Annotated in this window: 8 protein-coding genes; 2 read left to right on the forward strand and 6 right to left on the reverse strand. The window is 42.1% G+C overall.

Features of this window, described 5'->3' with window-relative positions; all coding sequences use genetic code 11:
• Positions 1-5: 5 nt before the first annotated feature.
• The 4 genes from LQ227_RS02450 to LQ227_RS02465 all read right to left on the reverse strand — a co-directional run bounded on the left by LQ227_RS02450 (position 6) and on the right by LQ227_RS02465 (position 7638).
• Positions 6-1187 (reverse strand): PepSY domain-containing protein, encoded by a 1182-nt coding sequence (locus LQ227_RS02450; RefSeq protein ID WP_230148118.1) that lies wholly within the window; start codon positions 1185-1187, stop codon positions 6-8.
• The gene (locus LQ227_RS02455; protein ID WP_230148119.1) at positions 1187-3655 is read right to left on the reverse strand and encodes a TonB-dependent receptor; all 2469 of its coding nucleotides are present in this window, start codon (positions 3653-3655) and stop codon (positions 1187-1189) included. Before LQ227_RS02455 ends, LQ227_RS02450 begins: the two co-directional genes overlap by 1 nt.
• Positions 3656-4480: 825 nt before the next feature.
• Positions 4481-6304: a glycoside hydrolase family 2 protein gene (locus LQ227_RS02460; protein ID WP_230148120.1), complete on the reverse strand. Its 1824-nt coding sequence runs from the start codon at positions 6302-6304 to the stop codon at positions 4481-4483.
• Between the two features lie 359 nt (positions 6305-6663).
• Entirely contained in the window at positions 6664-7638 is a 975-nt protein-coding gene (locus LQ227_RS02465) for a glycoside hydrolase family 5 protein (protein ID WP_230148122.1), read from the reverse strand.
• A gap of 355 nt (positions 7639-7993) precedes the next feature.
• Between LQ227_RS02465 and LQ227_RS02470 the strand changes: the two genes are divergently transcribed.
• On the forward strand, positions 7994-8521 hold the full coding sequence (locus LQ227_RS02470) for a DinB family protein (protein ID WP_230148124.1): 528 nt from the start codon (positions 7994-7996) through the stop codon (positions 8519-8521).
• Positions 8522-8535: 14 nt separating this feature from the next.
• Entirely contained in the window at positions 8536-8724 is a 189-nt protein-coding gene (locus LQ227_RS02475; protein WP_230148127.1) for a hypothetical protein, read from the forward strand.
• A gap of 221 nt (positions 8725-8945) precedes the next feature.
• On the opposite strand, the gene LQ227_RS02480 is transcribed toward LQ227_RS02475, so the two are convergent.
• Together LQ227_RS02480 and LQ227_RS02485 are read right to left on the reverse strand one after the other, a co-directional pair.
• Positions 8946-11090 (reverse strand): hypothetical protein, encoded by a 2145-nt coding sequence (locus tag LQ227_RS02480; protein ID WP_230143745.1) that lies wholly within the window; start codon positions 11088-11090, stop codon positions 8946-8948.
• 5 nt (positions 11091-11095) lie between these two features.
• On the reverse strand, positions 11096-12400 hold the full coding sequence (locus tag LQ227_RS02485) for a polysaccharide lyase family 1 protein (protein WP_230143743.1): 1305 nt from the start codon (positions 12398-12400) through the stop codon (positions 11096-11098).
• Positions 12401-12425 lie beyond the last annotated feature (25 nt).

The following is a 12425-nucleotide window of genomic DNA, read 5'->3' on the forward strand; positions in this document are numbered from 1 at the left end:
CATTTTTAAGCATTCAAACCCAACTTGAGGGAAGACTTAGGCTTTTTCCTCCTTTTTCCCAACCAGATCAGAAACCCTGAAATCGGAAGGGAAGCACAGATCAAAGAGGCAAAAAAAGCCAATAGCTGTGTACCCATACCATATATTCTACCTGTATGCATCGGAAGATTTGAATTTCTCCATTTCATGCCCAGCGTTTTCTGTGAATGCGGTAAAACGTCGATTATTTTTCCGGTCCTACCATCATAAAAATAATAACTAACACCCCGCCAGCCATCCTTATTGCTCTCAATACTAACAAATGAGGTCGAAACCTTATTGGTTTCAGTCGGGATGCCGATTCCGATCTGCGACCAGTCGCCATTTAGTTTTTTTACCAGGTCATAATGGATGAGGTCAATCTTGTTTAATGTCGAATCACTAACATTAATTGTAGGCAATGTCCTCGCAAAACCGACCTTCCCCTTGTCTCCCAAAAGTTTATAAATCCCGGTTTCCCACCATTTAAAAGACCATACCAAACCTGTAATGGCAATAAGCATTGCCACCGGCAGAACATAAAACCCCAATGAATTATGCAGATCATAATTTACCCGTTTCCATTTTGCATTCCATTTGATTGTAATACTTTTTTTAAACTGCTTGTAGTTTTTTGGCAGCCAAAGGATAAAACCGCTGATGAGCATCACAAGAAATAGAAGAATGCAGGAACCTACTATAAGACTTCCGATAGGTTTTACCAATAACAACTGTCTGTGCAGCTGCTCAACGATATTGAAAAATTCGTAACGCACATCAATTATCCCCAGGACCTTTCCTGTGTACTGATCCACATAAATATCATTTAAATACTCAAATTGGCTAAAGTACCAAAGGTTGATCTTTTCCTTTTTATTAACCTTAAAACCAGAAAACACATAGCTTTTGTTGTCTGCTGAAATCTTCACATTTGAAAGGACTTTACCAGGGCCAACCGCTTGTTGTGCATTGACAAGCAATTCAGAAACCGGCTTCGGCCGGCCGGTTTTCTGAACATAAACAATATCCCGGTGGACGGTATCAAATATCTCCCCATTGAATACATAAATGCATCCCGTGATGGATACAATCAGTACAACAACTCCCGTTATCAGCCCTATCCAAAGATGGAGCCAGCCAGTAATCTTTTTGAATTTACTTTTGGCCATTAAAATGAATATCCAACCGTTAGCATATAGTTCTCTGGCTGCCCCGGAAATAACCGTAGATAATCGTATCCGCCCACCCAGTGTTTTTTATTTCCTATGTTATTTGCATTTAGCTGAAGCTGGAGTTTGCCGATATTATAGAACAGCCCGGCATTAAGAAGCGTGAATGATGGTAAGGTAATCTGATCTTCAGGCGAGAACTTCGCATCATAGTTCAGGTTTCTTTTATCCACATAATTTATCCCTAATGCTATACCAAAACCTTTGGCTGCACCATCAATAAAGTTATAGCGCGTCCACAGATTCGCTGTGTTTTTTGGTGCGTTCGGCTTTTGAATCCCAATCTCTCCCGTTGTACCGCTTTCAAGTATCTTCGCCCTGTTGTATGAATACGATGCAATTACATTCCAGTTCGGCATAATTTTTCCAACGACATCAACTTCGACCCCTCTAGATTGCTCATCCCCTATCTGCCTTAGTACATCAATTACGCCTGGTGTTGCATACAGCGCTCCGGTCTGTTTGATCTGATACACGGCGGCGGTAATGCTTAGTTGATCCCTGAGCCAGCTGGTTTTTGCACCAAATTCGATCATATTGCTTTTCAAGGGATCAAATGGCCCACCTGCATTTGGGTTCGATATGGTGGCGGAGGTCTGAGGATTGTATCCTTCAACGTAGCTTCCATAAAAGTTGATATTTGAATTAATGGCATAAACAGCGCCTAATCGTGGCAACCAGGCATGAGAATTTGCTTTCGCTTCGGTTTGAGTTTTATAATTGGCAAAATCAGTATAATATTCATAACGCACTCCAAGTAAAACCTGCAGCCCGCCAATTTTTAACTGATCCTGAATATACCCTGAGTTAAGATAATAATATGCTGGGGCCACTACAGATTGAGCAAAGAAAAGTTTGCTATCATCCTGCATTCTCTGGGATGAAAGCGGGTCGTTAAGATTGAAGTGCGGAACATTGGGTACTGGGTTTCCTGCAGCATCAAGGAGATACCTGCTCTTATTGGCGACCACATAGGTCGAGATAGAACCGTTGTTCGCTGCATTTCTATAACCACTTGCTGTCATCTGCGAACCGCCTACAGGCGTTTTTTCACTCCCAAAATCATAACCTGCTACGATCTTATGTGATATCGGCCCGGTTGTAGGCGTGTAGTTGATATACCCGGAGAAGTTATCGATAAAACGCTTGCGTTTTCTAATTTGGACATTCATCCCAGCAAGATTATTGATCACAGCTCCATTCCCATCAACACCATAAGAATTGGAAGTACGGTGCTCGTTAAGATCCTCCGAATATCCTGTTTTTAGATATGAAGCGTTCAGGCTCAATACATCGCTGATCTTATGGGTAATGGAGATCGTTGCATTATAGGTTAGTTCGTTCAGGTAATCGTTTGTAGTGTTCAGGGATAGCGACTGAGGAGTCGAATTTAAATCGAAGCTACCAAAAATCGGCTGCCCCCTGTCAAGCCTGCTTTTCGAATCGGTATATACCAGATCAAAGTTTATCCTCGTTTTTTCGGATGGAACGAAGGTAAGCGAAGGGGCTATAACAAAGTTTCTATCAAACATTAAATCCCTGAAAGTTTCTGCATTTTCATAGCCAAGGTTTAATCGGTAAAGCAAGGTACTGTCTTTTGATGCGGGGCCGGTAAAATCGGCAAGCCCGCGGAATGTATTGAAACTTCCCATAGTCATACTAATGGATCTTCTGGTTTCATCAAGCGGCTTTTTGGTTACCCGGTTTACCACACCACCTGGACTTGCATTTCCAAAAAGTGCAGAAGACGGACCTTTTAGCACTTCAACCCTTTCCAGATAATTGGCGAGCGACTGTTTCCAGAAACCTGTACTTGTTCTTAGTCCGTTCAGCAACTGGGTATTGCTCTGTCCATTTACACGAAAGCCACGGATGGTTAAGTCATCATAAAAACTGAACTGATTTACCCCGCTAAAGTTTTTCACTACCTCACCAACGCGCATCAGGCCCTGATCGGCAATCAATTCCTTACTGGCATAGGAAACAGATTGAGGAATATCTTTGAGTTCATTTTCAATCTTACCAATAAAGGTCGCCTTGGTTTTATAGGCTTTTTCTTTACGCCCGGTAATTTCTACCTGCTGAAGATCCGAATTTGATTCAGCCAGAACAACATTTTCATCTGTATCCTCACTGATTTCGATCGTTTTGACTGATTGTCTAAAACCAATGAAATTGAAATGTAAAATTAGCTTGCCCTGGCTCACTTGCAACCTGTAATAACCTTTGTTATTTGTTGAGGTAGTTAATTTTGTATTCTCAACACTGATGGTAGCACCGGGAAGTGGGTTTCCCTGACCATCACGTACATATCCCTGCAGTTTTGCGGTCTGTTGCGCAGAAGCATTGTATGAGAGAAACAAAAAGAAAAAAAGACATAGCGCCGAATGGATAAAGGTTATCTTCATAAAACAAGGATTAAACATTATTTAGACTTATTAAAAATAAAGTCGCAAACATAATATTTTTTTATCTACTTTCTAAATAAAAGAGCAGAATACAGATTCAGGGACAGTCCTACTAACCATATACCTAACATTGGTACCGGAACAGCAATATTAGCCAACTATACTGGTGCATCAGGAGATATTTTATCGGCCAAAGTACAAGTGCTAATGTTGCCAGGATTAACAAAGCAGGCCGGGGTTTCTTTAATGGTAGTAAAGTAAACAGTGGCGCCGATTTAGCTAAAGCATTTGATGTAAGCGGAGAAGTAAAAGATTTTGAACCGGGTGATATTTTTAATTATCTCCGTTGATAAGGATAGAGCTGTTGAAAAATAAACTGGGCTTACGATAATTTAGTGGCTGGAGTTTATGCTACCAAACCTAGAGTTTTATTAACTGAAGAGAACATCGATTCGGAACTTTTAGATAAAGTGCCAATGGGAGTAATCGATGTCATCGCTATCAATGACAGATTCTAAAAAATCGGCGTCATCTCGACCGGAGCAACGTGTAGTGTTCCAAAGGAACTCCTTCAGAGGAAAGATCTTTGGACAATATTAAAAGATCTCTCTACTACGGTCGAGATGACGATTCATTGTAAACCTGTCATCCAGCTCCTTTGCTTTTGGCTAAATACTAGCTACCAAGGTCTGTTTAGAGGGGGGCGATTAAAAGAGGCAATATGCTGGTAACCTTATCACAGAGCAGTGTTAATTCTTTACCAGCTGTATCTTCCCAGTAGCTAAAATGAAAGGTCTTTATCAATAACCCGCCCTGCCACCTATTCTAGTGTCCTCCCAGAGCATTTAACCTTTTTCCCTCAGCTATCACCGCCCTGTTTATTTCATTTACCCTCTTGATATCCATTTTTTCAACCGCGCGGTCATAGGTCAGCAATCCGTTAACCTCATGCTCCACATCGGTTGTCTGGGTGTAAACCGCTACACTAAGGCCTTTGTACTTCATCAGCTGTTCAACCTGGCTCATCAGCAGTACATACCTATCCGTCAACGCAGCACTGGTGGGTTCATAGGCATATGCATTGTTTTCCACAGGCCACATGTGCCCCCTAACAAAAAGCCCCACACCGCCGAACTCTCCCAAAGATGCCGCCCTTTTATCGTCCGGCCTGGAGGCATCATAAGGGCCTATATAAATATGGGTATCCACAAAGTCTCCATTACCTGGATCACCGGCCGCTTTCTGATAACCGGGATTGTTGTTAAATCCCGAATTTCCATTTACCAGTCTTGAGGGATCGTAATTTTTTACCCAGTCCGTAATCGCCGGCACATCAAAAGCACCCCAGTTCTCATTAAAGGGTACCCAGGCAATAATTGAGGGTGAGTTGTAATGTTCATCCATTACCGCCTTGAGCTCCTTACGAAAAATGGAGCGTACTTTTGCGGTATCCTCATTCTGGTACCAGATTGCGGGCATGTCCTGCCAAAGCAGCACACCCAGTTTATCTGCCCAATAGTAAAAACGTTTCGGCTCGGTTTTCATATGTTTGCGGATGAGGTTGAAACCTGCCTTTTTTGTAAATTCCAGATCAGATTTCAGCGCCTCCTCTGTGGGAGCGGTTAGAATTCCATCTGGCCAATAGCCCTGATCGAGAAGACCAACCTGCATGATGAACTTTCCGTTCAACAGCGGACGCATCATACCAGACACCTTGCCCAACCTGATATCGCGCATACCGAAGTAGCTCTTTACCTCATCAACGGTTTCACCGTTCTGATCCTTGAGCGTGATTTTAAGATCATAAAGAAAAGGTTCATCGGGAGACCATAACTTTGGATTTGGGATTGGCAGATAAAAAGTCTTTCCATTATTTCCCTGCGCCTGGGATACGATCTTATTGCCATCAAGTGCTACCGCGGATATGGCGGAGGAATTTGCATCGACAGTTACCTTGAGCCTGTTATTTTCCAGATCGGGCAATAGCCTGATATTTTTGATGTGAGCTGCGCCCAACGGTTCAAGCCATACGCTCTGCCAGATACCCGAGCTGAAAGTATAATCTCCCCGTGGTCCATTTTTGCCCGAAGGCATTCTGCCATCATTGGAATCGTGAGCGGCAACAATTAGCTCATTACTTCCAGATTTTAGCAATGGGGTAATATCCAGCGAAAAGGCATCATAGCCACCCGCATGAGACCCTGCCTTTTTTCCGTTAACGAAAACAGTTGCATCATGATCAACAGCCTCAAAATTGATTAAAATATTTTTACCCTTCCAGTTCTGTGGGATTTCGAAACGCCTGCGGTACCACATGTTAACCTCCTGATTGCGCTCAATACCCGAGATCACCGATTCAGGGCAGTATGGAACAAGTATCTGTTCAGGTTTTCCAGCAAATGCAATCGGCATTTTTGGATTGAGTGCATTAAGTTTATTTTTTCCACCGATATAATCCCATTTGCCGTTTAACGACTTCCATTCTCCGCGTACCATCTGGGGCCGGGGATAATCGGGAAAAGGATTTTGGGCCGCTATTGCCTGCTCAGTCCATTTAGTAGGTAGTTTTGCTGTCTGGGCGCAAACATTTTCACCATATACCTGCAATAGTATTATCAGGAATAGGATTGGTAAACCTATATTTTTCATATTATCTGGAGATTAAGGATCTTTGGTTCTACGACACTAATATATTATTTTTCATCCATCTAAAACGATTTATTAAATAAAAACACCACAACAAGTATCGTTTTGTAATGAAACTTTTTTTGAGTGGATTAAAAAGTTCATTCTACCTGAAGCCACGGCCATAACGTAAAAAGAATAGTAAATCACGACCTTCCTTTAGGAACTGGTTGCATAGCGTTAATCACTTCAGGGGATATCGATATGATCAGGGAAACGCACAATCACAACGAGAAATTGGCAGTTATCTGATTGGAATAATTTTCCGTTCGCGTGGAATTTTTCTGGAACGGGATTATTTATTTAAGCCAGGAAATCTGATATTATTTGTTCAGGCTCCTGAGCGTCGTCCTAATGTATTTCCCTGCCGGACTAAGCATTTCTGGCTTCCATTTTCCTTTTGGAGATGCACCAGGCATTAACAGTGCAGTTGTTTCTTTTTTATCGGTAATATTCCAGTTTGCCCAGCTCAATTTGTTTTTCTCCATCCAAGAAAACCATTTATCGGTTTTACTGGTATCGAATATACCATCGCCATTAGCCTCGCCCACACCCCACTCTGTTACAAAAATGGGCAGACCAGCAGAAATTGCATTATCAGCCCGCCTCATTAAAACTTCCTGATGGCTTGGTTCAGACGCATAAAAATGAAAAGAATAAGCAATGTTGCTGAATCCCTTGATTGGATCTTTGGCAACCACGTCTATATCCTGGTCCCAATGCGGGCTACCAACAACAATTACATTTTCAGCATCGTATTTCCTGATCTCGGCAATTACCTGCACCGCATAATCCTTAACGGTTTGCCATGCTATTTTTTCTGGCTCATTAAATATCTCATAAATAATATTCGGTTTCCCGACGTACCTTTTGGCCATTTTTGCAAAGAATATTTTTGATTGATCCAAATGTTCATCTGCATGGTGATCGTGCCAGTCAATCACCACATACAGATTCTTCTTAATGGCCGCATCGATCGTTTCGGTTATGAGCTTTTCCTGTCCAAGGGGATCCTGCAGATAACCATTATCTGGCTGAACCGCCATAGACACACGCAATAAATTGATATTAAAATCAGATTTAAGCCAGTTTACAACATCTTGGTTATAATACTTTTTGCCTCCCCAGATGCTCCACGACAAACTTACACCACGCAGCTGTGGTTCAATATTTTTTCGGTTCAAGATTTTCCCACCAACAACTTTTAAGGCGCCATTCCGTTCAACCCAGTTTACGTTTTGCGCAAGGGCAATAATGGTAGAAAAGGCAAAAGCTGAAAGTAACATAACTCTTTTCATAAGGAAATTTATTTAATAAGGCACATTGACGGTGTTTTATCGACAAAAAGTATAAAACCATCGTCTAGACTATTCTTGTGGCTACCCTGGAGGCAATTTTGCACAGAGACCCTTTTTGACCTGCAATAAGCTAAAAAAATACCATATCCCAACTAAATAAAATTTAAAATAATCATTTAACATTGGGAAACAGCGCCCCTGATCTATAGTTAAGTGTTTCATGGTTCTTAAGATAATGGCACAAAGAACTCTTGTCCAAATCAACCCGCCATAATGTCCATTTTCACCTATCCGGTGGTACCTCTTTTAACCCTAAATTTGAAAAACGATTGATAAACTTCGATAATTTAAAAATATGAAACTTAAAAATCTAGTACTGGCAATATGCCTCATCATGGCCGCTCAATTGGTGAGAGCACAGCAAAAAGTAACCGATCTGGTAAAAGAATGGGAACGCTCTAAAGCTTATACCCAGGCATATATTAATATCATGCCGGAAAGTAGTTATGCCTTAAAGCCCACACCTGAGATGCGCTCTTTCGCTGAGCAGCTCTTACACCTTGCAGATGCAAACTTTGGCCTGGCTTCGGCAGCTATGGGCATAAAAAGTCCTTATTCTGTTGGTCAGCTCGAAAAAAGCAGCGATAAATCGAAAGCTAATGTAAGCAAGCTGATTGCTGCCAGTTATGACTTTATCATCGATAGTCTTAAAAAAATGTCAGACACCCAATTGGAGAGAAGCATACAAATGCTTGGAAAGTTCGAAATGACAACAGGAATAGCAATAATTAAGGTTTTGGAGCATCAGGCACATCACAGGGGACAAACTACCGTTTACTTACGCCTGGCAGGCATTAAGCCTCCCCAGGAACAGCTTTTTTAATTAAATTAATTATTATGGAAACAACAAATTTTACGACTACCATACTGGTAGATCAGACACCAAAAGAAGTTTTTGACGCGGTAATAGATCCGAGAAAATGGTGGTCGGGAGAATTCAAGGGCGCGACATGGGCGCTGCTCATCCAGCAAAGTCTTTACCAGCTAATCACTACCGGCAAAACCGAAAAACCTGTATTAGTTTAGGCCTGCTTTTGATAAAAATCAGGATTTCAGCATAGGTCTAATTGCCGACAAGCCTGCACGAACCGGCAATAAAAATTTAAAAACACACATAACAACATAGTAATCAACATGTTAAACATAAAAAACCGGAGTAAAAACTTCTAAAAGTGATTACTCCGGTAAGTATGTCAGGCCGAAATGCTATGAATCAAAATCTATAGCCTTACCGATTCCATTCCCTCCTACATCATCTTCTTAAAGCCCTCCCATTGCACCTTCCAGGTTCCGTCTTTAGGGAAGCCAGGATTTGTGGTATTATTTCCGTCCCAGCCAGCACACATTAAAGCCACAGCGGTAAGTAAACCTCCGTTTCCAGGCAAATAAATGCGAAGACGATCATCCTGGTAGTTATGACCGTTAATCAGGTAAGTATTGGTTTGTACGGGCATTAGCAAGGCATCAATCGCTTTGTCGGGCATGCCTAAGCGTGTGGCTGTCATGGCTGTCATCGGGAAATCCCATCCCCAGGTATCATTCCAGCTCCAGTCTTTCCAAACCAGATCAAAGGTTTTACGCATGGTTGCTTTATCCAATAACTTTGTTTCCGGCAACATACCAAATGCCCCTAATACAGAAGGGTGATCGGTTTTATATTCGGGATTGGTGTAAGAATCAGGTGCACTTTCTGCAGCCAGATACACGCCATTTTGTATCGGCAGGGGTGATAATTTAGCCATCACATCATCCCATTTTGGGTTTCGTGGCAAACCTAAACGCAAACGCCATTCCTGAGCGGTTTTCAATCCCCATTCCCAATAAGCCAGCTCATAAGTGGGGTTAAAGGTTGTTTCGGCCTTAAAACGTTCTTGTGCAGGAATTAGCCCGGGTCCGAGTACATAACATCCTTTTGCAGCGTCGAAATGGGCAAATGAAGCCATAAAATCGGCTGTTTTAAATACAAGGTCTTTGTATTTTTGCAATACTTTTTCATCTGTCTGTGCACGGTATTCCAGTTCGGCGAAGGTAATGAAATGTGGCTGTTGCCAGATCAACATGGCACCGATTGATGATGGACTTTCGTTCCCTTTATTGTCGGTCATTTTCTGCCAGCGTAAGCCATCAAATCCTTGTATCTGTGCAATTTTTTTGGCTTTATTGGCCACTGTGAAATACCAATCGGTGCTTCGGTTTAACAATTCAGGCCTGCCCCATAATGCAAAATGGACCCCATGCCACCAATGCATTTCGAGGTGCGGTTTGCCAAACCAGCTGTTGTAGGTTAAACCAGTTTCTTGTGGGGGGAAATCGCCCGAACATTGTATTTTGGTGAGGTATTCGGAAAGGATAATCCTGCGTTCGAGTTCAAATGCACGTTTATCAGTACTTCCACTAAAATCTACCGCAGCACCACTCATCCAAAAGGCTTTCCACTGCTCCTGGCTATTTTCTAGGCTCAATGCAAAAGAAGGAACAGCCTGTGTGCTTCGCTGCTGCGAAAAAAGACAACTGAAGCTGAACTGTTGACTAAATTTATTGGGTGTAATGGTAAAATAATGTGCCTGTTTCTCCGTCAACTGAGCCTTACCCTTCCACGAAAAGGAAGTATAATAAACCGCAGAATCGATCTGGCGCTTAATTACCCCACCATCGGCACTTTGTGCTACCAACTGTGAATGATGCTTGCTGCTGTTGCTCCAATTATTACCTACATCTGCCCATTCGCCAGTAGCTACGGGGTACCTAACCCTGATTTTTAATCTTCCAGCTGCAATTAAAGGCGACGAAACCGATGCACTGATCAGGTCAAGATCCTGATGCCCAACCGTAGTTACCTCAACAGGAATCCCTTCTAAGGTAAAGCTACTCTTAATTTCACCCGTCCAGGGGTTTAAGTTTTGGTTAATGTTTTTGATATCGTTGGCTTTGGCCAGCTGTCCGTTCTTTTTAATCAGATCGAAACCAATATTCCCCAATTGTAAACGGTGTACATTCTGGCGAAAATAATTAGTAGCCTCTTTAGCTCTAAGTGGTGTATTTAACTGTACGGTATAGGGTACTTTGCGGCCGTATTGATCGTAATATTTATAGGCTTCGGTGATGTTAAACTTACCTTCATTTTTGTACGATCCCCATCCCCATTGCGATTGGGCACCAAGTGGAACGCCTTTCGCATAGCGATCAGGAAAACTTTGCAGTCCTGTAGCATCAACCGTAAAGGCAAAGCGACCATTGCCTACCGATAAGGAAGATAGGGAGTCTATTTTTTTTACGATAACGGTATGCCGTGTTACCAATGCCTCCCGATCAATCTGTGCAAAAACAGTATTGCAGATGAAAAGCATTACAAAAAGCATCAAGCACTTAAATTGGTTTTTGATTCTACACATACCGCTTATTTTACTAAATCATTTAAATATTGCTCTAGGTTGCTATAGCCATTTACATTAATTTTCTGCGCATCCATAGCATCTGTCGGGTTTAAGCGTTTTGATTTTTCCCAAGCATCTGGAATCCCGTCTTGGTCTGCATCCTTTACGCTTAATTTAACCAGCTTAGCCTCTGGTTGTCCGCCGGCATCGGCCTCGGTTTTAAATATAGCACCTTTTGTGCCGATACTTTTTAAATAGCCCATAATACGGAGGTCTACTGCATCTCTTTTTAATGAAGAACCCGCTTCTGCCAAAACTGTTTGATAAGCCTTTGCTGCCGTGCTTATTTTAACGCTGCTTTTTGGCAGAAGCGAAGGTTCTTTGAGAAGCGTGGCTGTTTCCTTGATAAAGTCTTCATCAGTAATGAGACGGCCATTTAGTTTTCCGTCCTTATTGAGGTCGGTATAATTATCCCGGTGGTAAACATGATCTGTTTTGCTGAACATGCTTAAAAAACTATCGGTAGAACTTGGTCCGGAGATAAAATAATTAGCCACGAGATCCTGATAATGATCAGCGCTCGAATGTCCACCTACAAAACCACTTTTACCCCAGTTGTACACCACATTGTTTATAAATTCGATTTTGGCCTTTGCTTTGGGATTACGGCTCTGGTTTCCCGCAAACAGACAATGATGCATCGTTACGTATTCTGGCACTTCTAAAAGAGCGCCAAAACGTTGTGGATCGATACTTTCGGCAACCACACAATATTGTAGCGTTACATTTTTACTTTTTTTGATGTGCAGGTTATCCCAACGCCCCCATTCGATTGAAACATGGTCGAATATAATATCGTTCAGGTCATCGGCAACTACGGTACAAGAACCTTTAGACATGTTAATGCTGCCCCTAAAGCGGATGTAACGCACAATGGTCGAATCTTTAAAAGAAACACTATTTCCGTAAATGGTGATTCCTTCTTTTGGAGCGGTTTGGCCTGCAATAGTGATTCTTGGTGATACGGCAATTTTGCCACCTATTTTGATGACACCTGAAACATCAAACACAACCGTTCTGCCCGGTTTACTTACCGCATCCCTAAAAGAGCCAGCACCGGTATCATTCAGGTTGGTTACATGGTACACCGTGCCTCCTCGACCGCCAATGGCAAAACGGCCAAAGCCCTCCGCACCAGGAAAAGCCAGTTGCTGCGCTTGGGCAATATGCGCCGTTAAGCCTAAAAACAATATACATACTAAACTTTTAAAATATTTTTTCACACTATGGTTGATCATCAATTGATCGGGTTTCTTTCTATTTAACATTTGGTAGATTTTAATTGCTATTATA

This window comes from Pedobacter sp. Bi27, from assembly GCF_918698255.1.
In the GTDB taxonomy this organism is placed as follows: Bacteria; Bacteroidota; Bacteroidia; order Sphingobacteriales; family Sphingobacteriaceae; genus Pedobacter.

Bases quoted from the DNA above. Each gene is read 5' to 3' on its own strand.
- LQ227_RS02450 (WP_230148118.1), bottom strand. From the start codon at position 1,187: ATGGCCAAAAGTAAATTCAAAAAGATTACTGGCTGGCTCCATCTTTGG.
- LQ227_RS02455 (WP_230148119.1), bottom strand. From the start codon at position 3,655: ATGAAGATAACCTTTATCCATTCGGCGCTATGTCTTTTTTTCTTTTTG.
- LQ227_RS02460 (WP_230148120.1), bottom strand. From the start codon at position 6,304: ATGAAAAATATAGGTTTACCAATCCTATTCCTGATAATACTATTGCAG.
- LQ227_RS02465 (WP_230148122.1), bottom strand. From the start codon at position 7,638: ATGAAAAGAGTTATGTTACTTTCAGCTTTTGCCTTTTCTACCATTATT.
- LQ227_RS02470 (WP_230148124.1), top strand. From the start codon at position 7,994: ATGAAACTTAAAAATCTAGTACTGGCAATATGCCTCATCATGGCCGCT.
- LQ227_RS02475 (WP_230148127.1), top strand. From the start codon at position 8,536: ATGGAAACAACAAATTTTACGACTACCATACTGGTAGATCAGACACCA.
- LQ227_RS02480 (WP_230143745.1), bottom strand. From the start codon at position 11,090: ATGTGTAGAATCAAAAACCAATTTAAGTGCTTGATGCTTTTTGTAATG.
- LQ227_RS02485 (WP_230143743.1), bottom strand. From the start codon at position 12,400: ATGTTAAATAGAAAGAAACCCGATCAATTGATGATCAACCATAGTGTG.